This window comes from Kitasatospora sp. NPDC090091 (assembly GCF_044747365.1).
Taxonomy (GTDB): domain Bacteria; phylum Actinomycetota; class Actinomycetes; order Streptomycetales; family Streptomycetaceae; genus Kitasatospora.
On the sequence record NZ_JBIVDY010000012.1, the window covers coordinates 194,881 to 219,145 of the forward strand.

A 24,265-nucleotide genomic window follows, 5' to 3' on the forward strand; every position below is an offset into this window, starting at 1 on the left:
ATGTAGCTGGACGCGGGGGCCCCTGTGCGGCGACCCTTGCTCCCGTCGCCCCCACGCCCACACCAGAGGAGTCCTTCCGTGCGCGCCACCGTGATCCACGGCCCCAACGACATCCGGGTCGAGGAGGTGCCCGACCCGGTCGTGCGCCACGCCACCGACGCGGTCGTTCGCGTGGTGAACGCCTGCATCTGCGGCAGCGACCTGTGGGCCTACCGCGGGGTGGCCTCGCGCACGGCGGGGCAGCGCATCGGCCACGAGTTCCTCGGGATCGTCGAGGCGGCCGGCTCCGAGGTGCGGGACGTCCGCCCCGGCGACTTCGTGGTGGCCCCGTTCGTGTGGTCGGACGGCACCTGTGACTTCTGCCGCGAAGGGCTGCACACGTCCTGCCCGCAGGGCGGGTTCTGGGGCGAGATCAGCTCCGACGGCGGTCAGGGCGAGGCCGTGCGGGTGCCGTTCGCCGACGGCACCCTGGTGCGGCTGCCCGAGGAGACCGCCGGCGAGGAGAAGCTGCTGCCCTCCCTGCTCGCGCTCTCCGACGTGATGAGCACCGGCCACCACGCGGCCGTGACGGCCGGAGTGCGCCCGGGTGCCACCGTCGCGGTGGTCGGCGACGGTGCGGTCGGCCTGTGCGGCGTCCTTGCCGCCCGGCGGCTCGGCGCGGAGCGGATCATCGCGCTCGGCCGGCACGAGGCGCGCACCGCGATCGCCCGCGCCTTCGGCGCCACCGACGTCGTCGCCGAACGCGGCGACGACGCCGTGGAGGCGGTCCGGGAGCTGACCGGTGGCCAGGGCGCCCACGCGGTGCTGGAGGCGGTCGGCACCGAGCAGTCCATGCGGACGGCCGTCGCGATCACGCGCGACGGCGGCGCGGTCGGCTACGTCGGCGTGCCGCACGGCGGCAGCGCCGGCATCGACATCGGCCGGATGTTCGACCGGAACGTCTCGCTGCGGGGCGGCGTCGCCCCGGCCCGCGCCTACATCCCCGAGCTGCTGCCGGACGTGCTCTCCGGCGCGATCGAGCCCGGGCTGGTCTTCGACCGCACCGTGGACCTCGACGGGGTGCCGGCGGGCTACCGCGCGATGGACGACCGCACCGCGCTGAAGGTGCGGATCGCCTTCTGAGCCCGTCCGCCCGGCCGGCGGCGGAACGCCCGAGGAGCACCACCGAGGAGCACCGCAGGGGTGTTCCGCCGGGGTGCTCCGCCGGGGTGTTGGGCCGCCGGCAGCCGTCCGCGCACGGGCTACAGCAGGGCCTCCGAGCCGTGGAGTTCCACGAACCCGACCACGCGCCGCAGGTCGTCGAAGCTCGTGACGTTGTTGCCGATCACCCGCACCGACGCCGTCCGGCCCTGCCGCCAATTGTGCGCGGCCCGGGACAGCGCTCCCCACTGGTTCTCCAGGTCGCGGTAGTCCGGGCTCAACTGGTAGGCGGTGAACCCGTTGATGTTCCCGTAGACGCGGTTGAGGATCGGCCCGAACCGCGCGGCCTCCGAGAAGATGGTGATCGCCATCAGCATGCCCCGGTCGATGCGCGTCTCGTCCCACTCCCGCACGGCGTGCAGGTCGCGGAGCGCGTTGAAGATGTTGGTGGAGCCGAGGTACAGGTTCTGCCGGGTGGAGCCCCCGTTGATGCTGGCGTAACTGCCGTCCCGCGGCATGAAGCGCACCTGCACGCCCAGGTCGTTCTGGAACTGCTCCTGACGACCGTCCTGGAAAGCCCAGTGCTGGTTGGCGCCGGGCGAGTAGAAGCCCGCGACGTAGAGGCTGTCGGCCCACAGGTAGACGGAGACGAGGTCGGTTCCCTCGTTCCGCACGCGCACCTGGATCAACCGGTTGGTGTTCCGGGTGGTCTGCTGGACCAGCCCGCTGCCGGTGTCGGTCGCGTCGCCGTAGGTGTTGCGGTGAATCGCGTCGATCAGGTTCCAGTAGCGGTTCGCGTGCTCGCCGCGACCGGCGGTGATGTCCGTGATGTCCCAGTCGATGATGGGCCAGTTCTGGAGCGCCGCAGCGCTGTTCGCGGCGGCCGGCCGCACCTGGCCGACGCCCGCCGGCGTCACGCCCGGGGCGGTCGCCGCGGAGGCGGTGCCCGCCAGGGGGGCGAGCAGTGCGGTGGCGGCCGCGATCGACAGCAGCGCGGAGTGGGTCCTCTTGAGCACGGTTCCTTCTCGGATGACGAGGTCCGGGCGGGTACGGCGGATCACGGCGACCGGACGCGAAGCGGGTGTGTGCGGCGGCGCCCGACCGGTGTCGGAGCGACCGCCGAGAACGTCACCGTGACCGGCCCCGACGTTCCGGTCCAGCGTGCCCGCACGCCCGGCGTCCCGGTTGCCTTGCGGCGCACGCCGCCTGACCCGTGCGTGCACGCCCCGTCGCCTCACGTCGGGCTCAGCAGAGGAAGAGGGACAGGTCTTCCATCGAGCCGGGGCCGGTGAAGAAGGCTTCTGCGGCAGCCAGGTTCTTCGCGAACCGTGGCTCACGCCGCGCCAGCGCCTGGTCGAGGCTCTCCCGGTGCCCCGGAGGCCGGCTGCGGGCCGCCGCGTTGCGGTCCGCGATCGCCGCCAGCATCTGCTGCTGCCACCGTTCGCCCTGTTCGGCGAGCGCGTAGATGCCGGAAAGCAGATCGGCCATGCCGATGGGCCGGGTGAGGGAGGACGGGTCCGTTCCCACGACGGGACGGAGTTCCCAGCCCCCGGCCCGCGCGGCGAGCCGCACCACGCCGGCCCAGTTCCTGATGCGCCCGAGACGCACGTGCAGTGACTCGTCGTCGTGCGGCGGCAGGCGGCCACCGTGCAGAGGATTGGTGGCCGCCACCAGGTCGTCCAGGGTCCGGCGCTCGACGGTGGTCAGTACCCAGGATCCCTCCTGCTGGGCTTCCAGAGCGGCACTGGTCCAGTCCTCGGCCGCAGCCAGAAGGGAGGCGAAGCCGACGGGGTCGTTGACGGGCGTCAGCGGGGCTCGTTGATCACAGCAGCCAGTATCGGACGGCCCGTCGTCCAGGCCGACGGTGAGCACCGGAGCCGATGTGATGTGTGTCATCTGATACCTCCGTGGATACTCCCGGCTTCAGCCGGGAGAGGAAACGGATCGCCCGCGTAGCGGGACAGGAGACGCCAGACCGCCGCTGAGGCGGTATGGCGTCTCGGAAGAGGATCACCCGGCGGATGGGGGTGCCACCGCCCGGTCCCGCCGGGCCGGGCCGGGCCCGGCCCGGCATGCCGGGTGCGCGACACCGTCCGCCCGGGCCTCATCCGGACCAGCCCGCCTGGCCGCCGGTCGATGACGTCTCCGACGATGGGCCTGTATCGATTCGTGCCCGATCGAACGCATGTGCGGAGCCCGACGGAGGAAGCATGACCACGACCAACACCACCACACACGTCGATCAAGTTGTTGCGACGCCGACGTACCTGGCGGACATCCGCTTCTTCTTCCGCCCTCAGGACGTGGAACACATGGCCGAGTTGGGAATCGAGCTCGGCACCTACGACGGGGTGAAGGAGAACGCGCACTCGATCTACACGCTGACCGCTCCGCCGGGCGCGACGATGCCCCCGGACGAGGAGGGCGTGTGGAGTGCCGAACGCTCGCAGACGTTCCGGAACTGGATCCTCACCGGATTCCCGCTCGGCACGGCGACACCGGTCGAGCCGCTGCCGAACGGGGCACGCCCGACCCGGCTGCGCAAGGACATCACGACGTTGAGCGACGCCGAGTTCGACCGGCTGAAGGCGGCGTTCACCGGCCTGATGGACCGCGACCCGACGGATCCGAAGAGCTACTTCACCCTGGCCGGGCAGCACGGCCTCCCGAAGCGCTGGTGCATGCACCACCAGGACCGCTTCAACCCCTGGCACCGCCAGTATCTGCTCGACTTCGAGGACGCGCTGCGCTCCGTGCCGGGCTGCGAGGACGTGACGATTCCCTACTGGGACTTCGCGACCGACCTGCCGGACCGGCTGCAGCATCCGCCGCTCGACGAGTACGTCCTGCCGGCCGATCCCGGCGCAAGCGCGACGCCGCAGCCCGTGAGCGGATTCTTCCCGTACACGACCAGCCGCTACTCGGTCGCCGACATCGCCCAGAACATGACGGACTTCGAGGTCCTGGCCGACACCGCCACGTCGTTGACCCAGTCGCTGTGGGGCGCCTCCAACGTGAACGGCTACCAGGACTTCTCGATCCAGGCCCACGACAGCGGCCACGGATCGATCGGGCCGACGATGGGCAGGCAGAACGTCGCGGCGTTCGACCCGGTGTTCTGGTTCTTCCACTGCAACCTCGACCGCCTCTGGCTGAGCTGGCAGACGCGCGTGGGTGGGACCACTGTTGCCGGATTCCGCACCACACTGGGGCAGAACACCGGGTGGCTCACGCCGCCGTCCAACGTGATGCTCGGGACCAGCGTGACCGCCGACCAGACGATCGAATCCAAGGTCTCGTACGATCGACTGGACCTCCCCAGCCCCGTGGAGGGCGCGATGGAGAACCTGTCCGGAAGCATCGACGCCGCCCGCAGCTTCGCGTTCCGCAGCGACAGCCCGGTCTCGGTGCGGGTGAAGGGGATCGACCGGCTCAACATCCCGGGGTCGTTCGTCGTGAGCCTGCTCGCCGGCGGCGAGCCGGTCGCGAAGCGCTACTTCTTCCAGCCGGACGACCCGCGCAACTGTGAGACGTGCGTGCAGTACGGCATCGTCAACCTCGACTTCCGGCTGAGGCAGGAGCAGATCCTCGACCGGAAGCTGACCGTCCGCATCGACGTGCCCGGGCAGTCCGAGGAGATCGGTACGGCCTTCCCGCTCTCGCAAGCAGGCAATCCCACCATCAACGCGCGGCTGCTGGTGGGGGAGGCGTAGGCCCCGGCACCCGACCGCCGGCCGGCGCCCAGTGGGCGCCGGCCGAACCGGGCCCGGCCGGCGGTCAGCTCATGCCGACCAGCATGTAGAACATGCCGGTGGCCATCACCGTCCGCCGTGCGGCGACCAGCCCGGGGGAGGTCAGCACCACCGGTTGGCGGGCGCTGGTCAGCCGGACACCGGCGATCGGGCGCGGCAGCATCGCACCGGCGCCCCGGGCGGCGTAGACGAGGAAGTACGCGGCCAGCGCGAGCAGCGCCCATTCAGGCACCGTGGCCTCGGTGCCCGCGTGGGCGGCACCGCCACCGGCGTGGTGATGCGCCGGTGCCATGGACAGCACCAGGGCGGCCATCGCAGCCGCGCTGAGGACGTGGTGGGGGTAGTGGTGCCAGGTACCGGCCAACGCCGGGTGATGGTGACGTCCCACGCCTCCCGGACGTCCTGCACCCCCCACACGCCTCATACGTCCCACGCGCCCCACGAGAAGGAGCGCCGGCCAGGCCGCCGACGCGGCGAGCAGGGCCGCCCACACGACCTGCGGCAGGGGGTCGAACGCCGGTGCCATCATCGCGACCATGGCGAGCGCCATCACGATCTCGGTCACTTCCAGCCGGCGGTCCGCGCATCGGCGCCCCGCGATGACGAGCGCGCAGTGGACCGCACACCAGCCGGTCAGGGCGATCAGCAGGGCGGTGGCGATCACGGGTTCTAACACGGGAACCCCCGTTCCGGGGCCGTGCCCGGCCCGGTGCGAAGCCCGTCGGCTCTCCTTCCCCCCACAGTAGGCCGGGCGCCCGGTGGACGCCCGGTGGACGCCCGGGGAGGCCGGACGGGTGCCGGGCGCCGGGTGCCGGGTGTCGGGTGCTGGGCCGCCGGCCGTGCTCACACCTCGCAGCCACACCCGGCATGCAGGTGGCCCCGCACCCCGGGAACGGGGTGCGGGGCCACCGCGGGTGCCGACCGTCAGCAGTGGGGCACGCCGGGCACGGCGTGGAACGCTCCGGCGCCGTCGACGAACGGCGCGAAGGTCCAGGACGACCCGACCCCGACGATCGGGCTGCCGTGCTGGTAGTACACGTACGTGGTGTGGTACCAGACGTTGCCGGCGTTGCCGACGTAGTCGCCGGCCACCCAGCAGTCCGCCCAGACGGCGTCGCCGTTCGAGAGGAGAATGCCGGTCGGGTAGTTCTGGGTGGGGTCGCCGAAGACGCGCGCGTGGTAGCCGGTGTTCAGCCCGATCCACTGCGGGGCGGAGCCGTGGTTGTTCGGGTTGGGGTCGGCGGACGCCTGCGACGTCACGCCGAGGGCAGCCGCCCCGGCCAGGGCGAGCGCGGCGAGCGCTTTGATCGTACGGTTCATGGCAGTGGTTCCCCCGGTTCCTTCCGGTCCTCTGCTTGAGGCCGGTCGGGACGAGCAAACCGCAGCGCGGCCGGGCGGTCCAGGCAGCAAACCGGTCAGGCTCCCGTTGCCGCGATCCATCCCAGGCGGAATGCGGGACGTGGCTGCTCCGGGGCGTTGCCGCCGGACGGCAACGCCCCGGAGCAGCAGCGGGCGGGCGGTGGGCCGGCCGGGCGCACAGCAGAGGTGAGGGCAGGTCAGGGCACGGCGTCCGGGCCGGGGGCCGGCCCCGGGGACGCCGCAACCTCGGCCGAGAACAGCGGGTCGCCATCGAGAAGGTCCCCGCCTCGCTCCAGGCATCGCCCCGAGCAGACGCCCACTCCCGCCGCCGGCGTGGGCACGGAGCCTGGCACGCCAGTGCCCGCCACCGGGCTCGGACCGGCCGACCGGCCCCGCAGCCACCCGTATGCCCGTCGCGTTGTGCCCGTCCCTGCCCTGCTTCTTCCTGACCGTCCACCGGGCTGCTGCCGGGACGCGTGCCGCCTTCTCCGGCCGATGCCAGGCTCAGAATCCGTGCAGGAAATCGGCCGCGGCTTCGCGGACGAAAGAGGCCACTGCCAGCGCACCGTAGAGCCCGGCCGCGACGAGTGTGCCGGCCAGGACGCCGATCGCAGCCAAACCGATCAGCAGGGCCAGCAACCGTGGGCCCGAGCGTTCCGCGTGCCGCTCTTCCTGCTCCTCTGCATCCACCCACCCACCCCCGGGTCTCAGAATGCCCGGGCAACCCGTGCCCGCCAAGGCCGGGGACGACCACCTGTCAGAACGCGGCGGGCCCCAGCACCCACCGGGGCCCGCTGCGCATTCAAGATCACGCGCCTACGGGCCGGGATCGGTTACCCCTGATGGGCCTTGATCTCAAGTCCGGTTGAAGTTCCATGATGGTCGCCATGGAGACGACAGTGATCGACCAGCAGGCACAGGAAGCCGAGATTGAAGCGATCAAGCAGGTGATCGCCAGGCTTGAACACTCCCAGCAGAACGAGTTGCCCGAGGAGTTCGTCGGCCTGTTCCGGGCCGACGCGATCTGGACGACGGGCCACGGCAAGCGCCTCACTGGGCGCGATCAGATCTCCTCCTTCACCCACCAGGTGCTGCCGGGCGCCATGAAGGACTCGACGGCCACGTACGAGGTGGCGGACGTGCTGTTCATCCGCCCCGACGTCGCCGCGGTCAAGGCCCACGCCCAGTACCTGACGCTGGAAGGGGAACCGATCGGGAACGCGGGCACCCCGCTCTACGTGATGGCCAAGGAGGACGGGCAATGGCTCCTGGTCGCTTGCCAGAACACGGAGGTGATCGCCGAGTGACGTGAGGAGGGAGTGGGGGAGGGCGACGGCCCAGACGGCCGGGCTCCGGCCCGACGGGCGCCCCACACTCCAGCCGGCGAGACCGGGCCGAACGGAGCACTGCCGTGCGCAGGCCTCGGAGGGCCTGGGCCGGCAGTGCCCCGGACGGGCATCGGCGAGGGTGCCTTCGCACGGTGCTCAGCGGAAGGCGGCGACGTTGCGGGCGGCCCAGTCGGCGAAGGGGCGCGGCGGGCGGCCGAGCACCTGCTCGACGGCCGGGCTCACCCGCAGTTCCGCCTCGGTCGGGGCGCCGAGGATGTCGAGGGTGTCGTCGGCCAGCTCCGCCGGCATGGTGCGGGCCATCGCCGTCCTGGCCTCGTCACGGGTGAGTTCGTGGAACCGCAGGGGCACGCCCAGGGCCGTGGCGAGGGCCTGCGCCTGCCCGCGCGGGGTGATCACCTCCGGGCCGGTCAGGTCGTGGACACCACCGTTGTACCGGTCCTCCAGCAGGCAGGCCGCCGCGACGTCGGCGATGTCCGCCGGGTCGACGACCGGCGCACCGATGTCGCCGAACGGGGCCACGACGGTCCGCCGCGTCCGGACGGACTCGGCCCACCAGAGCACGTTGGAGGCGAAACCGCCCGGCCGCAGGACTGCCCACTCCGGGGCGGACTCCCGGACCACGTCCTCCAGCGCCCGCATCGCCACCCTGGTCGGGCCGAACGGCCTGGTGGACACGCCCTGCGTGGAGAGCAGGACGACCCGCCGGACCCCGGCCGCCACCGCCCGGCCGACGAGGTCGGCCGGGGCCGTCCCGGGGCCGTGCAGGTCGCCCGAGAGCAACAGGAACAGCGCCTTCGCCCCGTCGAGCACGGGCTCCAGGGCGGCCGGGCCGCCCGGCCCGGCCAGGTCGGCCACCACATGGCGGACGCCGTCCGGCACGGCCGCCGCGTGCCGCGACACCGCCGTCACCCGTTCCCCTGCTGCGGCCAGCGCCCGCGTCAGCGGCCGGCCGATGTTCCCGGTGGCTCCGGTCACCACGATCATGATCTGCTCCTCGCTCGAACGTCCGTGTTGCTGTGCGGTGCTGACGCTAGGAGGAAGGGCTTACTGCTGGTAAGGACATACCTGGGGGTAAGCTCCGGACATGACGGAAGGTCTGCAGCCAGGACGCGGTGACACGGCCAAGCGGTATGAGGTGTTTCACACCGACTGCGCGGCACGCGACACGGTCGACCACGTGACCAGCCGGTGGGGCGTCTGGGTGCTGATCGCCCTGCAGGGCAACGACCTGCGGTTCTACGAGCTGCGCGACAGCATCCGCGGCATCAGCGAGAAGATGCTCGCCCAGACGCTGCGCGCGCTGGTCCAGGACGGTCTGGTGTGGCGGACGGTCGAGCCGACGACACCGCCCCAGGTCACCTACGGGCTCACCGAGTTCGGCCGGGACGTCGGCGAACCGCTGCTGGACCTGTTCGACCGGATCACCCGCCGACTGACGCCGGCCGGGGGGCCACGGGCGGAGCGCTAGCCTGAGGCCATCCGCGGAGGTGACCGCCGGCGGGCCCCGGCGAGGAGGGCGAGGTAGCACCCGAGCCCCCGGTCCCGTCCGTCACCCCGAAGGGAGCGCCCCGTGTCCGTGGACGCCGGCCTGTATCTGCGCTGGCCCGAGGGCCGGGCGCCGTCGGCCGAGGACCTGGCCGAACTGTTCGGCATCACCGCCCGGAACGGGTCGGGCATCCAGGGCAGGATCGTCTCGGTCGACGGCCGCAGCAGGATGTGGGTCACCGTCTCCACCGACCCGAGCGACCTCGTCGACCCCTCCCGCACCTTCGAGCACGCCTACGACCACTGGCTCGACCTCTCTCCCTCCAAGACCGCTCCGTACCCCGAGGACACGTTCGCCGTGCTCCGCGCCCAGTGCCGGGAGATCATCGCCCGGCTGCGCCGCACCGGGCTGGTGGAGAGCGCCTTCTACGTCGACGCCGACAGTCTGACCAGCTACTGGACCGACAGCCGGTCGGCCCTCGGCCCCGCGCCCCTTCCGGCCGTCGAGCTGGACGTCTGGTGGGCCGCCGAGGCCCCCACCACGTCCACGCTCCCGCCCGCCCTCACCCCGAACCTGCACCCCGCCCCGGCCGACCCCGCCCGGACCGCCGGCCTCATCCCCGCACTCGCCGAGGCCTCCGGCGTCCTGTGGGACATCGCCTACCGCGCCGGCGAACTGCCCGTCCGGCACACGGCCCGGTTCACCGGCCACCACGTCACCCCCGGGGAACTCGACGCCTTCTCCGACCGGCTCGCCGCCGAACTGACCAGGCCGGGCGAACAGATCGACGTCGCCCTGTGGGTCAACGGCCGCCTGTGCCGCTACGAGGTGGCCGGCCGGCCCGTGACCGACCTCCGGGTGTGCTGACTCCGATCGGCCGTAGGACGTACGGGGTCCGCGGGCGGTGTGAGGCATCCCTCTCCCCGTCGTCGTGGCGCTGGTGGCCCGGCAAGGTCGACCATGGAGTCATGACCTCCTCGCCCCGCCCGCCGCACGCCGGCGGCCGACCGGATCCGACAGCCAGGACGGCAGCGCTCGGCGGGGAGTCCGCCCCCGCCCGCGGGTACCTGCTCGACAACGCGCGCGCCGAGGCGGGCGAGCGGTTCGTCTGGCTGGCCGAGCTGTTCGACGGCGTGACGCGCGGGCACTTCGACCGGCTGGGGGTCGGGGCCGGTTCGCGCTGCTGGGAAGTGGGGGCCGGCGGCCCCGGCATCCCGGAGGCGCTCGCGGCGGCCGTCGGCCCGACCGGGCACGTGCTGGCCACGGACATCGACCCGTCGTGGCTGAAGACGGGCGACGGGTACGAGGTGCGCCGGCACGACATCGCCGCCGATCCGCCACCGCAGCCGGGGACGTTCGATCTGGTGCACGCCCGGCTCGTGCTGGTCCATGTACCCGACCGGGCACGTGCGTTGGCCACGATGGCGGCAGCGCTTCGGCCCGGCGGCTGGCTGCTGGTCGAGGACGCCGACACCGCCCTGCAGCCACTGGCATGCCTGGACGACAGCGGCCCCGCGCAGCGGCGGGCCAACCGGCTGCGCGACGCGGTCCGGGAACTGCTGGCGCGTCGCGGCGCGGACCTGCGCTACGGCAGGACACTGCCGAGGGCTTTGCGTGAGGCCGGCTTGGTGGATGTCGCCGCGTCGGGCACGTTCCCGGTCGGCGGGTCGGCCTGCGACCGGCTGGAGGCGGCGACCATCCGGCATGTGCGCGGCGAGCTGCTCGCGGCCGGCCTGGCCGACGACGCGGAGATCGACGCGCACCTGGCCGCCATCCACGCGGGCGAACTCGACCTGACACTCGCGCCGCTGATCTCGGCCTGGGGCCGCCGTCCGGCCGAGCACCTCCCGGCACCCGGTTAGGCCGGATCCGGTCGATCTTGCCGGGCGCACAACGCTGGGCATCCCGCCTGGACGCACGGATCTGACCAGGCATCAACCGACAGGGGGCGGAGCTGGAGCGGATCGAGGCCCGCTACGACGCCAGGCTCAGCGAGATCACCGGGGCGTAGGAGCGCGGTGCCGGGAGCGCCGCGGGCGGTGTGAAGACGAGCCGACCGGGCTGCAGCGCCGTCGGCAACAACGGCTGGGCGCGGCGCGTGAGCGCGCCCACCTCCCGCCGGTACGGCGGCCCGCCGCGCGCAACGCGGCGGGCCGGGGCCGTCCGCGGACCGGTTCGCCAAGGCTACGCTGCGCCCGCGTCCGGAGCTGACGGGGCGTCCGGGAGAGGTGAGTGACTCCCGGGCAGGCAATGAGGAAGCCCGGGAGCCGGGCCGATCTTCTCACTCCCAGGTCCGCCCTTCTGTCCCGGGCCCCGGCGGCCCCGGAAATCAATTTCCTCCATGCAGCCGCGGTGTCGTAAAGTCGGGGGCACCGACGCGGGGTGGAGCAGCTCGGTAGCTCGCTGGGCTCATAACCCAGAGGTCGCAGGTTCAAATCCTGTCCCCGCTACCAGTCGGGCCGGGCCCGGTGCGCCGCAAGCGCACCGGGCCCGGCCCTGTTCGACGAGTTGCTCGCCGACCCGGCTGCTCCCGGCCGGGCGCTGGGCACGTCGTTCTCCAACCCCCGGTCGGCCCGTGTCAGCCGCCTACTCCTGTGGCGGTGGGCGGCGGTCCCTCCGGGGAGGCAGTCTCCGCCACAGCCCTGGTTTCGCCTGGACTACATGTGACCACGCCCTGACAGAGGCCCCCTGGTGGTCACGTGTTCGCAGGCGCCTTGCCGCCGGCCCGTTCCAACTGGCGCGACTCCCGGATCAGCAACGCGAGAACGCCGACCAGCAGACCGGCCGCGACCGCGATCGCCGGCTCGCCGAACCGGCGCGTGCAGATCACCCCGACCAGCGCGCCGCCGGAGAACGCTCCCACGACGACCCCGTAGAGCTGCGCTCGGCGTGCGCTCCTGCGATCCCTCCGGGTGAGGCACTGGTGCACGGCGACGACGAACTGTCGGAGGTTTCCGGTGGTCATCAAGGTGGCGTACGGCTCGCCGTGCAGTGTCGTGAACGTCGAGAACTGCAGCGCGGCGACGAAGGACACGGTCACCGTCGTCACCGGCGCCGGCAGATTGCCCGGCAGGGTGGCGAGCATGGTGAGCAGGGCGATCTCGATCGTCAGCACCAGCCGGATCGGTCGACGCACGATCGTGACCGCGCGAGGTGTTCCCAGCAGTTCCACGGCGAGCACGCCGATGATGAACGCACCCACGGGGACGAGCCGCAGGGCGGCGGCGTGCCAGTGCCGGGATGTCACCTGCACGCAGAACAGCACGACGTTGCCCGACTGCAGGTTCGCGAACACTCCGTGGCGGGTGAGCGTGTACGCATCGAGGAAGCCGCCGACCGCCGCCAGCAGCGCGCCGGCGGGAAGTTTGTCGGTTCGGCGGTGGATTGTCACCATACGGTCATTCTTCCGGACACCGGTGGTCGCGCCCGCTACCTGCGTTCCCCCGAACCACTTCCCGGACCGGACGTGCCGGGAGTCGGCGAGGCGTCGCGTGTGCGCCGGCTCGACGGCAGCCGGGGCTTCGTCGACGCCCGTCGGCGGGCATCGACGGAATACCGTGTCGCCTGGCAGGCCTTGGACGCCCTCGCCAAGCCCGAGCTCCAGGGCATGGGTCGGCAGGCGGCCACCGTCAACGGCGAGCAGGGCGTGCTGTTCACCATGGGCGGCCACCCGGTCGGCGCGCTCAGCCCCCGCACCGGCGCCTCGGGCGTTCCCCAGGTCGGCCCGTCACCGACGGGCACCTGCGGACCTTTCAGACCGATTCGCCCGGCCGCAGATACCGGTAGCCGTTGTCGGTCTCCTCGGCGAGCCAGCCGTTGACGCTGCTGAGACCGCGGTCGTTGATCTGGGCATCGTGAATCGCGAACGCACGCTGCGGTTTGATCGCCTTGACGAAGTCGATCGCCCCAGCCGTGTTCATCCACGATCCATGCGCCGGAACCAGGAGCGTCTCGATCGGCTGATCGGGCACGTGTAGCGAGTCACCGGGATGGTAGACCGCCTCATCGAGGACGTAGCCGAGGTTCGCACAGTCCGGTTGGCCGCCGTAGATGAACGCATGACGCCCGCCCACCGCCCGTACGCGGAAGTCCGCGACGGTGAACTCCGTGCCGGAGGACACCCCGGTGAACTCGAGCCCCGGAATGTCCGCGTCGGCAGGGGCGTAGACCGGCACGCCGAGCCCGGCCAGGCGGAGAACATCGACGTGATCGGCGTGTTCGTGAGTCACCAGCACGGCGTCCGCACCAGCCAGGGCAGCCGGCTCGCTCCACACGCCGGGATCGATGACCACCACCCGGTCCTCGTGTTCCAGCCGTACACAAGCGTGGGTGTACTTCGTGATCCGCATGGCGTCCAAACATACTGTGCCTGCGCCACTCGGCGCCCGCAGATTCCGGGCTGCACGCATTCGGCCGCGCCGAGCGCACCGAGACCCGGCCCTCCCGGCCGGGCGCCTGCTCGCCCGAGCCGATCACGAGCCGGCAGCGGAGAACCGCGTGACTGTGAACCGGAGAGCCGGGTCGAGGTGTTCGGGCGGTCCCGGCTCCCGGCCTTCGCCGCGCGTGGTTTCCGCCCGGTTCACCCCGCCCCTCTCCCCATGATCACTTCCGGTGGGCTAGGCTCGCCGCCGCATCGATGGTGCACGACTGAACAGCGCCGGGGGGACCGAGCGCGTTGACCTGTGGGGGTTTGATGGAGCGTCGTACGCTGCTGCGCGGCCTGGTGGGCGCGCCGATCGGCGCGATGGCACTGTTCTCCGGCACCGGCCGGGCCTGGGCGGCGGATCCTGCGGTGATCCGGCGGCCCGAGAGGTCCTGGGGTGTCTGGGAGGGCTGGGGGACGTCGCTCGGGTGGTGGGCCAACAACCTCGGCCCCCGGGAGGACCTGGCGGACCTCTTCTTCACCCGGAACACCGTCCCGTTCGGCGGGCGGCAACTGCCCGGGCTGGGGCTGAACATCGTCCGGTACGACGCCGGCGCCTCCGGGACGAACGTCGTCGAGGGACGCAGGATGCAGCGGACGGACCGCGAGCCGGGCAGCCCGCTGGACGGCTTCAAGGAGATCGAGGGCTTCCAGCTCGACTGGTACTCCGCCGACCCGTACTCGTCGAGCTTCGACTGGACCGCGGACGCCAACCAGCGCGGCATGCTGAAGCTGGCCAAGGACCGGGGCGCGGACACCTTCGAGCTGTTCGCGAACTCCCCAATGTGGTGGATGCTGAAGAACGACGACCCGCGCGGTGCCTACGACGGCCTGTGCAATCTCCAGGACGGGAACTTCGACCGCCACGCGGCCTACCTGGCGACCGTGGCGCGTTACGCGCACGACCACTGGGGCATCGACTTCGCCTCGGTGCAGCCGGTCAACGAGCCGGGCCTCCTGTGGGGGGCGGGATACCCCGGCGCCGGCCGCAGCCAGGAGGGGTGCCACTATTCGTTCGCCCAGCAGGCCGAGCTCATCCGGCTGACCCGGGCCCACCTCGACGTCCGCGGGCTGCAGTCGGTGATGGTGGCGGCGCTCGACGAGAACACCGTCGACGCGGCGACCGCCACCTGGACGGACCCGGCCTTCGACGCCGCCACCCGCGCGGCCGCGGGGCGGATCAACGTCCACGGCTACGACTACCTCGGCGGCGACCGCGCAGCGCTCCACGACGCGGTGTCGCCCGACAAGAAGATCTGGCTCTCGGAGTACGGCGACGAGTACGCCCACGGCCTGGCGCTCACGCAGAACCTGCACGCCGACCTGCGCCGGCTCCACCCGACGGCCTGGATCAACTGGCAGATCCTCGACTGGGGAGGCTGGGGGGCGGTCAACTTCGAGCAGGGGGTGATCGGTGAGGTCCTGCCCAAGTACTACGTGCTCGCCCACTACACCCGGCACATCCGGCCGGGGATGGAGATCATCGACGGGGGCAGCGAGAACGTGGTGGCCGCCTACGACGCCGCCGAGCGCAAGCTGGTCATCGTCGCGGTGAACTACGGGGACACGCAGTGGCTGGACTTCGACCTGTCCCGGCTCGCGCAGCCGGGACGGAGCGACGCCCTGGTCCACCGCTGGGTCACGGGGGTCGGCCCCACTGGGGAGCGCTACCAGCACTACGAGGACACCTACCTGCACGGCGCCCGCTTCTGGTCGGAGGTGGGCGCCACCACCGTGAACACCTTCGAGGTCTCCGACGTGGACCTCTAGGAGCTTGTCCTACCTGGTCGCCGGGCCGCCGGCCGGTCACCGGCGGCGCAGCTCACCGACGCGCCTCACACCAGTGATGGTCCTCCGCTTCGGCCGGAATCTCCGGCCCGGCAGGGCAAGGGGCGCAGGTCGGCCTGTACGTCGGGTGGCGCCGGTCGAGCGGCGGATGCGCATCGCGCCGCCGGCACGCCGCGTGCCGCGCCGCTGACCGGTGTCTCCCCGGTCCGTCCCGGCAGGGCATGGTCGGACGGACCGGGGAGGGGGCGCCGGGCCGGAGCTGGGGGGAGGTCGCTCCGGGCCGGCGGGCTCGGGTGTCAGTTGGCGCAGCGGGTACCGGGGGCGGGCATCGTGCCGGCCACCAGATAGGCCTCGTATGCCGCGTCGATGCAGGTGTTGCCCCGGCCGAAGGCGCCGTGCCCCTCGCCCTCGCGGGTGAGCAGGGTGGCGTGGGCCAGGCCCTTGGCCAGGTTCTCCGCGGCGGCGTACGGCGTGGCCGGGTCGCCCGTGCTGCCGACGACCAGGATCGGGGCGCTGCCCTCGGCCCGGACGACGTGCGGCTTCTCGGGGGACTTGAAGGGCCAGTTCTCGCACCTGCCGCGCCGGTAGTCCTCGACGGAGACGCCCTGCGTGACCAGCGGGGCCTCGGCCTTGAGCCTGGCCACGACCTTCTGCGCGCGTTCCGGGGACGGTGCGGCGGCGGCCCCGTCGGCGCAGGAGATCGCACTGTGGGAGTCGTTGAGGCTGGTGTAGTGGCCCTGCTCGTCACGGCCGTGGAAGCGGTCGGCGGACGCGAGGAGGAGGTCGCCGCGCTGCCGGACCATGGCCATGGTGAGGGCGGCGCGCAGGGCCGGCCAGGCGTCCGTCTCGTCGCCGTAGAGGAGGGCCTGGGTGCCGGCCCAGCCCAGGTCGCTGGTGAGCTTGCGCCCGTCGGCGGTGTCCAGCGGGTGGTCGTGCAGGCTCTCCAGGTAGTCCGAGGCCTTCTTCGCCGCGGTGCCCGGGTCGCTGCCGAGCGGGCACTCGTCGGCGTGGGCGCGGACGCAGTCGTCGGCGAAGCGCCGGAACGAGGACTCGAACCCGATGATCTGGTCGGTGGACTCGTCCAGGGCGTCGGCGGCGGGGTCGACCGCGCCGTCCAGGATCAGCCGACCGGTCCGGGCGGGGAACTCCTCGGCGTAGAGCGCGCCCAGGTAGGTGCCGTAGGAGATGCCCAGGTAGTTGAGCTTCGGGTCGCCGAGCGCCTGGCGCAGGACGTCGAGGTCGCGGGCGGTGTTGCGGGTGCCGACGAAGGGGAGCAGCTTGCCCGACCTGGCCGCGCAGGCGGTGGTGAACTCCTTGTCCTGCCGTTCGAGCACCACACGACGCTTCGCCGGGTCGACGGGGATGTCCACCTGGTCGCGGTCGTCCCGCTGCCGGTCGGTCAGACAGGTCACCGGGGAGCTCGCCCCGGTGCCCCGCGGGTCGAACCCCACGACGTCGAAGCGGTTGTGCAGGGCGCCGTCGAAGAGCCTTCGCCCCATTTCGACCATCTCCACGCCGGACCCGCCGGGTCCGCCGGGGTTGACCACCAGGGAGCCGACCCGCCGGGCGGGTTCGGCCGCGGGCAGCCGGACCAGCGCGACGCCGAGGGCGTCGGCGGCCGGGGTGGCGTAGTCCAGCGGAACGCGCAGTTCGCCGCACTGCAGCCCGGTCAGGTCCACCGGTCGGCTCCCGGCGTCCGGCGGGCAGGCGTGCCAGTCGATGTGCTGGCCGTAGAAGGCGCCGAGCCGGGGGTCGTCGGCTCCGGCGGGCTTCGCGGCGGCGCCGGCCGGGCCGACGGTGCCGGCGTCGGCCGGCTGGTCGCTTGCCAGGTCGTTGCAGGCGGTGGTGAGCAGCAGGCTGCCGGCGGCGAGTGCCGCCAGCACGAGGCGGCGGCCGGTCCGGTGGGTGGTCAAGGTGGTTCCTGTCGAGGGGGTCGGGTGTGACGGTGGTTTCGGTGCGGACGCCCCGGCCGTCGACGGGCGGTGGTCCCGCGCGGCGGCGCGTTCCGTCCCGTCGTGCCGGGTGCGAGGGGCGGCCTCCGGCCGGACTCGCGCTCTTACCGGATCAGGTCGAGTTGTGATCAGGCAGTGCGTCAGGGTCGTTTCCCGGGACATCTCCCGGTGTGGTCCGCCCCGGGGCCGGGGCTTCTCGTACCCCTGGCGGGCTGTCGCGCCGGTCGCTGCCCGCCGGGGTCAGCGCCGTGCGGCGGCCGTGTCCAGGTCGGCGGTGAACCGTGCGAACTCCTTCCGCCAGCCGAGGCGGACGTTCATCCGGATGGGCGCGCCGTGCCCGGGGAGAACGAACGGGAAGGAACTCCACAGCAGTTGGCGGCGGACCTCGCCCATCCGGCGCGTAGCGTCATCCCGGTCGAAGCTGTAGACGAGGCTGCCCGGCCGCTGCCCCAGCCCCTTGCTCCTGACCTGGTGGAAGTGGACGGACCGCGCGGTGGCGGTGACGAAGTAGGTGTCGGCGTCGAGGCCGCCGCCGAGCAGGCAGGAGAGCCACGGGCTGTCATCGAGGAACACCCCGAAGACGGTGAGCGGGGGATCGGTCGAATCCATTTCCCGCACCGTCTGCTCGACCTGCCTGATCGTGGCGGCCTTGCGCACTGCCATCCGTCCGTCCTCCCGCCCCGGCCGGCCCGGCGTCGGGGCCGGCCCTGTCCGTGACCGATCGGGCGTCGGATGCCGCCCGGGGGTGGCCGGGGCGCATCCCGTGCCCCGGCCGTGGCCCAACGTAGGGGCGGCGGGGGCCGGCGAGGATGACGGTCGGCACCGAAAGACTTGGGACGTCCGGAACCCTTCGGTCCGCAAGGGCCGGGCCGGTGACCCGGCGGTGGAAGGCACCGGGGAAAGTCTGCGGGCCGTCCAGTGCCGCTTCGGGTCCGTCGACCCGGTCGGATCGCCTGACAGCGTGTCCCATGTGGTGACGGAGAACGTATACAGGCGAGTTGCAGGAGCGGTGCCCGGCCGGGAGGTCCTGGTCGGCCGGATCCGCCGCGGCCTCACCCAGGGAAGCGCTCCGCCAGGAACCGCTCGAAGGTGACCGTGCCCACGGCCCGCTCCGGGGTGAGGTGCCCGCCCGCCCGGAACGCGCGGTAGGCCGATCCGGCCAGGGGCACGTTCAGCAGGCGGCGGTGCCGGTCGCTCGCCCGCAGGAAGGCCCGGGCCAGCTCCGGGAACGTCCGGACCTCGGGGCCGCCCATGTCCGCCACCCTCCCCGCGGGCGCGCCGACGGCGAGCCCGGCCAGCCGCTCCGCGACCTCCGCCACCTCGATCGGCTGGTCCGCGACGCCCGCCGGCAGCAGCATGACCGGCAGCTTCGCCGAGGCCTGCAGGACCCGCAGCACCAGGTCGTGGAACTGGGTGGTGCGCAGCAGTGTCCAGCCGATCCCCGACCCCTCGACGAGCCGCTCGACGGCGAGCTTGGCCCGGTAGTAGGGGAACGGCACCCGGTCGACGCCGACGATCGAGATGTACACCAGGTGCCGCACGCCGGCCTCCCGGGCCGCCGCGATCAGGTTGCGGGCGGCCTGCTCGTCACCGCCGCGCGGCGAGCTCGCGCAGTGCACGACGGTGTCCACACCGGCGACGGCCGACGCCAGCCCGCTGCCCTCGCGCAGGTCCACGGCGTACGGCCGGGCGTGCCGGCTCAGCACCCGCACCTCGGCGCCGTCCGCGCGCAGTCGTTCGGCGACGAGCCGGCCGAGCGTTCCGGTACCGCCGGTCACCAGGATCGTGGTCATGGCAGTTCGTGTCCCTTCGGTGGGCGGGCGCTCCCCGGTGGAGCCCCCGTCGACCACTGAGAACCGGCGAGGCCCCTGGAATGTGACAACCCGTCCGGCCGGGCCCGGCCCCGGTGCCGCCCGCCGGTCAGGCGTCGGGCGCCGGGGCGGTGAGCTGCCGGGCCGCGAAGGCGAGCTTGTCCGGGTTCATCACGACCCGGACCTCCGCTATGGCGCCGTCGCGCAGTTCGAAGGAGCTGACGGCGACGAGTTGCCCCGCCACGTGCGTGAGCAGAGCCGGCGCGCCGTTGGCCTCGGCCGTCGTGTGCTCGGCACCGCCCCCGAGCCGCTGGGTGATGCCCGCCAGGAAGCGCAGCACCGTCTGCCGGCCGACCAGCGGCCGCCGGGCCGAGGTGACCTTGCCGCCGCCGTCGCTCCACCAGACGACGTCCGCGGCGAGCAGCTTCTCCAGTCCCGCCAGATCACCCTCCCGGGCCGCCCGGACGAAGGACTCGACCAGTTCCTGCCTCCGGTCGGCCGCCGGGGCGAAGCGGGCCTCGGGCGCCGCCACCCGCTGGACCGCCCGGCGGTAGAGCTGGCGGCAGTTGGCCTCGCCGAGGTCGAGCACCGCGGCGATGTCCCGGTGGCTGTAGTCGAACGCCTCGCGCAGCACGTAGACCGCGCGCTCGGTCGGCGTGAGCCGCTCCAGCAGCACCAGCAGGGCCGTCGACACGGCCTCGCGCTGCTCGGCGGACTCCAGCGGGCCGAGCGCACCGTCCGCGGTGAGCACCGGGTCCGGCAGCCACGGCCCCACGTACGCCTCGCGCCGGGCTCGGGCCGAGGTGAGCCGGTTGAGGCAGAGGTTGGTGACGACCTTGGCGAGCCAGGCCCCCGGGTGCCCGACCGCCGCCCGGTCGGCGGCGCTCCAGCGCAGGAACGCGTCCTGGACCGCGTCCTCCGCCTCCTCGGCGGAGCCGAGCAGGCGGTAGGCCAGGCCGAACATCCTGGGGCGGTGGGCGGTGAACTCCTCGGCGGTCCCTGACGTCACCGCCCCAGCCTGCCAGAGCCCCGGTCCGGTCCGGGGACGGGGGCTCGCCGCGCGGGAAGTCGGCCGGCCCGGCCGCCGCCCGCAGGGCCGGAGTCACCGAAGGGTGACGCCGCGTCCGCCACGTGCGAGGACCCGAGCGGCCCGGTTGCGGGGTCGGCGCCGCGGCGTTTCACCGCCGCGCCGTGCAGGGCCACGGTCTACCGCTCGTCAAACGCCCAGGTGACCACCACCTGCCCCGCCTCCGGGATGCCGCCGGCACGGCGGTACGTCGCTCGTGCCGCCGCGTTGTCCTCGTCCGTGAGCGTCCACACGCCGTAGCAACCCCGTTCGCGCGACAGGTCCGCAAGCGCCGACACCAGAGCCCGGCCGATGCCCCGCCGACGGAACGGCTCGTCCACGCCCAGCTCGTACAGGAACATCTCGGTCCCCTTGTCCGGGTGCGTCATCTCGACGCCGGTGACCATCCCCGCCGGGACATCGTCCACGTAGGCGATCAGGAGGTGATGGCGCTCATCCGCCAGGAACCGCTCAGTCGCCTGCTGTCCTGGGGCGGTGTCGAACAGGTGCCCGGCGGCGTTGACGGCCTCGACCTGAGTGACGCGACGGATCTCCATTCGGGGATCCTGACAGGCTTCGGCATCGAAAGCCGGCAATTTCGCCGTCAGACCGTCCCCGCCCCGGAACCCGGCTGCGCATCTGGTGCCACGACCTTCGAGCCACCCCATCGCCGCCCCGGCTACTCAGAGTCTGCGGGCCAGGAGGTACGCCCGCTCGGTGTCCGCTTCACCCGGGTACGGTCCTCGCATCAGCGTCGCCTCGATGGCGAAGCCCGCGGTGGCGAGACCTGCGGCGACGTCCTCCGGGCGGAGGGCGAAGAAGTCGAGGGAGACCGAGCGGTCGAACCACGAGTCCCGGTGCCGGACCTCCTCGCCCGCATGGAAGGCCGCGAGGACGAGACCGCCGGGGCGCAGCACCCGGGCGAATTCGGTGTAGGCGCGTGGCCGCTCGTGGGACTGCAGGTGGATCAGTGAGTAGAACGCCACGATGCCGGCGAGTTCTTTGTCTGCCAGTGGGAGGTCCAACATCGAGCCGACCCGTACGTCGAGGCCTGGACGGCGCTCCTGCGCCACCTTGACCATGCCGGGTGACACATCCAGGCCCACAACCGGAACACCGAGATCATCGAGGTGGCAGGCCACCTGGGCGGGACCGCACCCGACGTCCGCGACGGGTCCGTCCTTCGGAACCTGCTCGGAGAATGCCGTCAGCATGGCGCGGTCCAACGGCTTCGTCGCCAGATCCGCGGTGAAGCCCTGCGCATACACATCCGCGACCGCGTCGTAGGAGTCCCGGATCAAGGTGCTGTCCATTCGGTCAGTATCCGTGATCTCCCGAAGGGTTGTGCTACGTGCGTATGAAAAGCGGATGATCACTGTAGCGAGGCCGCGTTGGTGGACGGGCCGGCTTCCGGGCGACTTCCGGCTGACGTAGGAGCGGCTTCTCGAACGGGCGCTGACCGTCCGGATCGACGTGCCCGGGCAGTCCGAGGAGGTCGGCACGTCCTTCCCGGGTGACGGGTGACGGGTGCCGGGTGCCGGGTCGTCGGCCGTGCGAGGACGAGGGCGACGGGCGGGTGCCGCCAGCGCATGGACGCCGGGCGGGCGGTGGCTCAGACGATCAGGACCCGGCGCCCCCGGGTGTGGCCGGCGCGGCTGTCGGCGTGCGCCGTCGCGGCTTCGGTGAGCGGGTACGCCTTCTCGACCGGGATGTGGAGTCTGCCCCGGGAGATGAGGTCGACGGCCTCGGCGAGTGCGTCCGGCACGCTCCCGGCCACGCCGGAGAACCGCACGCCCAGCTGCGGCGCGCCGAGGTCGGCGATGGAGACGACCTTGCGCGGGTCCCCGGTCAGTTGGACGAGTTCGCGGATCACGCCCGAGCCGGCCAGGTCGAGGGCGGCGTCGGCCCGGCCCAGGTGCCGTACCCGTTCGACCCAGCCCTCGCCGTAGGTGGTGGCGAGGGCGCCCAGGCCGCGCAGGTAGTCCTGGTTGGCGGCCCCGGCGGTGCCGATCACCGTGATGCCGCGCTCGCGGGCGATCTGCAGCACCGCCGACCCGACGCCGCCGGAAGCGCCGCTGACCAGCAGCGTCTGCCCGGGCCGCACGCCGACCTCGCGGATGATGCGCAGTGCCGTCTCCACCACGGACGGGTACCCGGCCGCCTCCTCGAAGGACAGTCCCCCGGGCATCCGGGCCCAGGCCGACAACACGGCGAACTCGGCGTACGTGTCGGCGCCTTCGCCGAACACGTGGTCGCCGATCTCGATCCCTTCGACGCCCTCGCCGACCTCGTCCACCACCCCGGCGGCGTCCAGCCCGACCCCGGCGGGAAGCTCGACCGGATGGGCTCCCAGGACCTGGCCCTCCCGGATCCTCCAGTCGACGGGGTTCACACCCGCCGCCCGTACGGCGATGCGTATCCGGCCGGGGCCCGCGTGGGGCTCCTCGGCTTCCACCAGTTGCAGGACCTCGGGACCGCCGAACTCGGCGAAGCTCACTTTCCTCATGCCGCCGAACATAACCCTAACCGTTAGGGTTTAACAACTGTTAGTGATTCGTACCTGGTAGTGTCAGGGCATGAGTGAGCCGCCCGGACGCCGCGAACGCAAGAAGGCCGCGACCCGTCAGAAGATCGCCGACACCGCGCTGCGGCTCTTCCTGGAACGCGGGTACGACGCCGTGGGCATCCGTGACGTGGCGGCCGAGGCCGACGTGGCCGTCACCACGGTCTTCGCCCACTTCGCCTCGAAAGAGGCCCTCGTGTTCGAGCGCGACCAGGACTTCGAGCAACGCCTCACGCAGGCGGTCACCGACCGGCAGCCGCACGAACCGCTCATCCCTGCGCTGCACCGTGAGGTCCAGGCCCTGGTGCGGCACTGCACGGCGGAGGGCAGCGCCCCCCTCCGGCGCATGATCGAGGGGTCACCCGCCCTGCGGGAGTACGAGGAGTCGATGAGCCTGCGTCACGCGCAGGCACTGGCGGCGGCCCTGGCCGCCGATCCCCACCTGTCCCGGAGCGCGACGGCCTGCCGGGCGACCGCGCGGTTCGCCATCGACGCCTACGCGCTGGCCTGCCGCGCGGACGATCCCGGGGCCACGGTGGACGAGGTCTTCCGGATGATCGAGGCGGCCTGGGAAGCCACCGCGCCCTGAGCCCGCGACGGCGTCGTCGTGCAGCCGATGAGGATCCGCGAGAACGGCCAAGCCCGCTCTCGCTTCCCGCTGCCGCACCTGTTGTTCTCGGCCGAGATCACGGCGTCTCCGGGGCGGCTGACCCCTGGCCCGGAGCTGGTCGGGGCCGCTGCCCACTGCTGACAGTCGGCACCCCGCAGTGGTGGCCCCGCACCCCCCGCCAGGTCCCCACCATGCCGGCCACTGCGTGCGAACTGATCTTCACCAGGCCGGCGTAAGCAATCTGGCTATGGAATCCAGATCCAGATGGACCGCAGAGTCACCCCATGGCACCTCTCGCTCCTTCCGTCCCCCCCGTTCCCTCCGTTCTCCCTGTTCCCTCCGAACATCCCCCCGTTCTGTCCGAACGTCCCTGCGTCCCGTCCCGCCGTGACCGGATCGTGCCGGCGCGCATGAGCGCCCTCGCCCAGGCCCGGGCCGGCCGAAAGGCCCGGCGGATTCCCCAACTCCTTTCCGGGATCGTGGGGTTGGGGGCCGCCATGATGATGCTTGTCCAGTCCGGCCTCGGGGCAGGGAGCTGGAGCGTGCTCACCGGGGGGACGGCCGACGCGCTGGGCATCTCGTTCGGGTGGGCGACGAGCCTGATCTCCGTCCTCGTGCTCCTCGCGTGGATCCCGCTGCGGGAGCTGCCCGGGCTCGGCACGGTCCTCAGCGTCGCCGTCGTGGGATTCGCCGCGGACGCCACCGCCGCCGTGCTCCCCGAGCCGCCGGGGGCGCCCGGCCCGGTCGGTTACCTGCTGCTCGGCCTGCTCGCCATGGCGTTCTTCGACGCGCTCTACCTCGGCGCGCAGTTCGGATCGGGCCCACGCGACGGCCTTATGACCGGACTCGTGCGGCTCACCCGGCTGCCGGGCACGGACACCGTGGCCCGTGACCGGGACCGGGGGCCGCGTGCTCAATCAGGGTGCTGACACCTGGGGCACAGCTCGTGGCGGCCTTCGGGTGTGA

At 72.5% G+C, this 24,265-nt stretch carries 25 protein-coding genes and 1 tRNA gene; 10 read left to right on the top strand and 16 right to left on the bottom strand.

The features are described 5' to 3' along the window. Positions 1-78: 78 nt before the first annotated feature. The gene (locus tag ACIPSC_RS22260; protein WP_400827743.1) at positions 79-1,122 is read left to right on the top strand and encodes a zinc-dependent alcohol dehydrogenase family protein; all 1,044 of its coding nucleotides are present in this window, start codon (positions 79-81) and stop codon (positions 1,120-1,122) included. Positions 1,123-1,241: 119 nt separating this feature from the next. Here ACIPSC_RS22260 and ACIPSC_RS22265 read toward each other — a convergent pair whose 3' ends face one another. Then, positions 1,242-2,156, bottom strand: a complete 915-nt coding sequence (locus ACIPSC_RS22265; RefSeq protein WP_400827744.1) for a ribosome-inactivating family protein — start codon at positions 2,154-2,156, stop codon at positions 1,242-1,244. A gap of 229 nt (positions 2,157-2,385) precedes the next feature. Then, positions 2,386-3,036, bottom strand: coding sequence for a hypothetical protein (locus ACIPSC_RS22270; RefSeq protein WP_400827745.1), 651 nt, complete (start codon positions 3,034-3,036; stop codon positions 2,386-2,388). A 314-nt stretch (positions 3,037-3,350) separates the two neighbouring features. On the opposite strand from ACIPSC_RS22270, the gene ACIPSC_RS22275 reads away from it, so the two are divergent. Next, a complete protein-coding gene (locus ACIPSC_RS22275; protein ID WP_400827746.1) occupies positions 3,351-4,853 on the top strand; it encodes a tyrosinase family protein in 1,503 nt (500 codons plus the stop codon). A 64-nt stretch (positions 4,854-4,917) separates the two neighbouring features. On the opposite strand, the gene ACIPSC_RS22280 is transcribed toward ACIPSC_RS22275, so the two are convergent. The 3 genes from ACIPSC_RS22280 to ACIPSC_RS22290 all read right to left on the bottom strand — a co-directional run bounded on the left by ACIPSC_RS22280 (position 4,918) and on the right by ACIPSC_RS22290 (position 6,941). After that, the gene (locus ACIPSC_RS22280; protein WP_400827747.1) at positions 4,918-5,556 is read right to left on the bottom strand and encodes a DUF5134 domain-containing protein; all 639 of its coding nucleotides are present in this window, start codon (positions 5,554-5,556) and stop codon (positions 4,918-4,920) included. A 260-nt stretch (positions 5,557-5,816) separates the two neighbouring features. Further along, positions 5,817-6,212, bottom strand: a complete 396-nt coding sequence (locus ACIPSC_RS22285) for a hypothetical protein (RefSeq protein WP_400827748.1) — start codon at positions 6,210-6,212, stop codon at positions 5,817-5,819. A gap of 543 nt (positions 6,213-6,755) precedes the next feature. Further along, a complete protein-coding gene (locus ACIPSC_RS22290) occupies positions 6,756-6,941 on the bottom strand; it encodes a hypothetical protein (protein WP_400827749.1) in 186 nt (61 codons plus the stop codon). 185 nt (positions 6,942-7,126) lie between these two features. On the opposite strand from ACIPSC_RS22290, the gene ACIPSC_RS22295 reads away from it, so the two are divergent. Next, a complete protein-coding gene (locus ACIPSC_RS22295; protein WP_400827750.1) occupies positions 7,127-7,558 on the top strand; it encodes an SgcJ/EcaC family oxidoreductase in 432 nt (143 codons plus the stop codon). Positions 7,559-7,735: 177 nt separating this feature from the next. On the opposite strand, the gene ACIPSC_RS22300 is transcribed toward ACIPSC_RS22295, so the two are convergent. Then, positions 7,736-8,584 (bottom strand): NAD(P)H-binding protein, encoded by an 849-nt coding sequence (locus tag ACIPSC_RS22300; protein WP_400827751.1) that lies wholly within the window; start codon positions 8,582-8,584, stop codon positions 7,736-7,738. A 100-nt stretch (positions 8,585-8,684) separates the two neighbouring features. Here ACIPSC_RS22300 and ACIPSC_RS22305 point away from each other — a divergent pair, with 100 nt between their 5' ends. The 3 genes from ACIPSC_RS22305 to ACIPSC_RS22315 all read left to right on the top strand — a co-directional run bounded on the left by ACIPSC_RS22305 (position 8,685) and on the right by ACIPSC_RS22315 (position 10,948). Next, positions 8,685-9,068, top strand: coding sequence for a winged helix-turn-helix transcriptional regulator (locus ACIPSC_RS22305; protein ID WP_400827752.1), 384 nt, complete (start codon positions 8,685-8,687; stop codon positions 9,066-9,068). A gap of 102 nt (positions 9,069-9,170) precedes the next feature. After that, a complete protein-coding gene (locus tag ACIPSC_RS22310; RefSeq protein ID WP_400827753.1) occupies positions 9,171-9,953 on the top strand; it encodes a hypothetical protein in 783 nt (260 codons plus the stop codon). 101 nt (positions 9,954-10,054) lie between these two features. Beyond that, positions 10,055-10,948: a methyltransferase domain-containing protein gene (locus ACIPSC_RS22315; RefSeq protein WP_400827755.1), complete on the top strand. Its 894-nt coding sequence runs from the start codon at positions 10,055-10,057 to the stop codon at positions 10,946-10,948. Between the two features lie 112 nt (positions 10,949-11,060). On the opposite strand, the gene ACIPSC_RS22320 is transcribed toward ACIPSC_RS22315, so the two are convergent. Next, positions 11,061-11,198, bottom strand: a complete 138-nt coding sequence (locus tag ACIPSC_RS22320) for a hypothetical protein (protein WP_400827757.1) — start codon at positions 11,196-11,198, stop codon at positions 11,061-11,063. Positions 11,199-11,462: 264 nt separating this feature from the next. Here ACIPSC_RS22320 and ACIPSC_RS22325 point away from each other — a divergent pair. Further along, positions 11,463-11,539: transfer RNA gene (locus ACIPSC_RS22325), tRNA-Met, on the top strand. Positions 11,540-11,781: 242 nt separating this feature from the next. Here the strand turns inward: ACIPSC_RS22325 and ACIPSC_RS22330 are convergent. Both ACIPSC_RS22330 and ACIPSC_RS22335 read right to left on the bottom strand, forming a co-directional pair. Next, the gene (locus ACIPSC_RS22330) at positions 11,782-12,480 is read right to left on the bottom strand and encodes a YoaK family protein (protein WP_400827758.1); all 699 of its coding nucleotides are present in this window, start codon (positions 12,478-12,480) and stop codon (positions 11,782-11,784) included. 358 nt (positions 12,481-12,838) lie between these two features. Next, positions 12,839-13,435, bottom strand: a complete 597-nt coding sequence (locus tag ACIPSC_RS22335) for an MBL fold metallo-hydrolase (protein ID WP_400827759.1) — start codon at positions 13,433-13,435, stop codon at positions 12,839-12,841. Between the two features lie 344 nt (positions 13,436-13,779). Between ACIPSC_RS22335 and ACIPSC_RS22340 the strand changes: the two genes are divergently transcribed. After that, positions 13,780-15,279: a glycoside hydrolase gene (locus tag ACIPSC_RS22340; protein WP_400827760.1), complete on the top strand. Its 1,500-nt coding sequence runs from the start codon at positions 13,780-13,782 to the stop codon at positions 15,277-15,279. Between the two features lie 314 nt (positions 15,280-15,593). Here the strand turns inward: ACIPSC_RS22340 and ACIPSC_RS22345 are convergent, their stop codons facing one another. From ACIPSC_RS22345 to ACIPSC_RS22375, 7 genes are all read right to left on the bottom strand, one after another. Continuing rightward, positions 15,594-17,210: an alpha/beta hydrolase gene (locus ACIPSC_RS22345; RefSeq protein ID WP_400827761.1), complete on the bottom strand. Its 1,617-nt coding sequence runs from the start codon at positions 17,208-17,210 to the stop codon at positions 15,594-15,596. A gap of 279 nt (positions 17,211-17,489) precedes the next feature. After that, positions 17,490-17,912 (bottom strand): hypothetical protein, encoded by a 423-nt coding sequence (locus ACIPSC_RS22350; RefSeq protein ID WP_400827763.1) that lies wholly within the window; start codon positions 17,910-17,912, stop codon positions 17,490-17,492. Between the two features lie 389 nt (positions 17,913-18,301). Further along, positions 18,302-19,042, bottom strand: coding sequence for an SDR family oxidoreductase (locus ACIPSC_RS22355; protein WP_400827764.1), 741 nt, complete (start codon positions 19,040-19,042; stop codon positions 18,302-18,304). 127 nt (positions 19,043-19,169) lie between these two features. Beyond that, positions 19,170-20,069, bottom strand: a complete 900-nt coding sequence (locus ACIPSC_RS22360) for an RNA polymerase sigma-70 factor (RefSeq protein WP_400827765.1) — start codon at positions 20,067-20,069, stop codon at positions 19,170-19,172. A gap of 197 nt (positions 20,070-20,266) precedes the next feature. Then, positions 20,267-20,683: a GNAT family N-acetyltransferase gene (locus tag ACIPSC_RS22365; RefSeq protein ID WP_400827766.1), complete on the bottom strand. Its 417-nt coding sequence runs from the start codon at positions 20,681-20,683 to the stop codon at positions 20,267-20,269. A gap of 126 nt (positions 20,684-20,809) precedes the next feature. Continuing rightward, positions 20,810-21,439: a class I SAM-dependent methyltransferase gene (locus tag ACIPSC_RS22370; RefSeq protein WP_400827767.1), complete on the bottom strand. Its 630-nt coding sequence runs from the start codon at positions 21,437-21,439 to the stop codon at positions 20,810-20,812. 299 nt (positions 21,440-21,738) lie between these two features. Then, on the bottom strand, positions 21,739-22,632 hold the full coding sequence (locus tag ACIPSC_RS22375; RefSeq protein WP_400827768.1) for an NADP-dependent oxidoreductase: 894 nt from the start codon (positions 22,630-22,632) through the stop codon (positions 21,739-21,741). 70 nt (positions 22,633-22,702) lie between these two features. Between ACIPSC_RS22375 and ACIPSC_RS22380 the strand changes: the two genes are divergently transcribed. After that, positions 22,703-23,278: a TetR/AcrR family transcriptional regulator gene (locus ACIPSC_RS22380; protein ID WP_400827769.1), complete on the top strand. Its 576-nt coding sequence runs from the start codon at positions 22,703-22,705 to the stop codon at positions 23,276-23,278. Between the two features lie 518 nt (positions 23,279-23,796). After that, positions 23,797-24,228, top strand: a complete 432-nt coding sequence (locus tag ACIPSC_RS22385) for a YitT family protein (RefSeq protein ID WP_400827770.1) — start codon at positions 23,797-23,799, stop codon at positions 24,226-24,228. The last annotated feature ends 37 nt before the right edge of the window (positions 24,229-24,265 follow it).

Bases quoted from the DNA above. Each gene is read 5' to 3' on its own strand.
- ACIPSC_RS22385 (WP_400827770.1), top strand. From the start codon at position 23,797: ATGATGATGCTTGTCCAGTCCGGCCTCGGGGCAGGGAGCTGGAGCGTG.
- ACIPSC_RS22365 (WP_400827766.1), bottom strand. From the start codon at position 20,683: ATGGAGATCCGTCGCGTCACTCAGGTCGAGGCCGTCAACGCCGCCGGG.
- ACIPSC_RS22375 (WP_400827768.1), bottom strand. From the start codon at position 22,632: ATGAGGAAAGTGAGCTTCGCCGAGTTCGGCGGTCCCGAGGTCCTGCAA.
- ACIPSC_RS22355 (WP_400827764.1), bottom strand. From the start codon at position 19,042: ATGACCACGATCCTGGTGACCGGCGGTACCGGAACGCTCGGCCGGCTC.
- ACIPSC_RS22330 (WP_400827758.1), bottom strand. From the start codon at position 12,480: ATGGTGACAATCCACCGCCGAACCGACAAACTTCCCGCCGGCGCGCTG.
- ACIPSC_RS22285 (WP_400827748.1), bottom strand. From the start codon at position 6,212: ATGAACCGTACGATCAAAGCGCTCGCCGCGCTCGCCCTGGCCGGGGCG.
- ACIPSC_RS22380 (WP_400827769.1), top strand. From the start codon at position 22,703: ATGAGTGAGCCGCCCGGACGCCGCGAACGCAAGAAGGCCGCGACCCGT.
- ACIPSC_RS22370 (WP_400827767.1), bottom strand. From the start codon at position 21,439: ATGGACAGCACCTTGATCCGGGACTCCTACGACGCGGTCGCGGATGTG.
- ACIPSC_RS22300 (WP_400827751.1), bottom strand. From the start codon at position 8,584: ATGATCGTGGTGACCGGAGCCACCGGGAACATCGGCCGGCCGCTGACG.
- ACIPSC_RS22350 (WP_400827763.1), bottom strand. From the start codon at position 17,912: ATGGCAGTGCGCAAGGCCGCCACGATCAGGCAGGTCGAGCAGACGGTG.
- ACIPSC_RS22270 (WP_400827745.1), bottom strand. From the start codon at position 3,036: ATGACACACATCACATCGGCTCCGGTGCTCACCGTCGGCCTGGACGAC.
- ACIPSC_RS22275 (WP_400827746.1), top strand. From the start codon at position 3,351: ATGACCACGACCAACACCACCACACACGTCGATCAAGTTGTTGCGACG.
- ACIPSC_RS22295 (WP_400827750.1), top strand. From the start codon at position 7,127: ATGATGGTCGCCATGGAGACGACAGTGATCGACCAGCAGGCACAGGAA.
- ACIPSC_RS22340 (WP_400827760.1), top strand. From the start codon at position 13,780: ATGGAGCGTCGTACGCTGCTGCGCGGCCTGGTGGGCGCGCCGATCGGC.
- ACIPSC_RS22335 (WP_400827759.1), bottom strand. From the start codon at position 13,435: ATGCGGATCACGAAGTACACCCACGCTTGTGTACGGCTGGAACACGAG.
- ACIPSC_RS22315 (WP_400827755.1), top strand. From the start codon at position 10,055: ATGACCTCCTCGCCCCGCCCGCCGCACGCCGGCGGCCGACCGGATCCG.
- ACIPSC_RS22305 (WP_400827752.1), top strand. From the start codon at position 8,685: ATGACGGAAGGTCTGCAGCCAGGACGCGGTGACACGGCCAAGCGGTAT.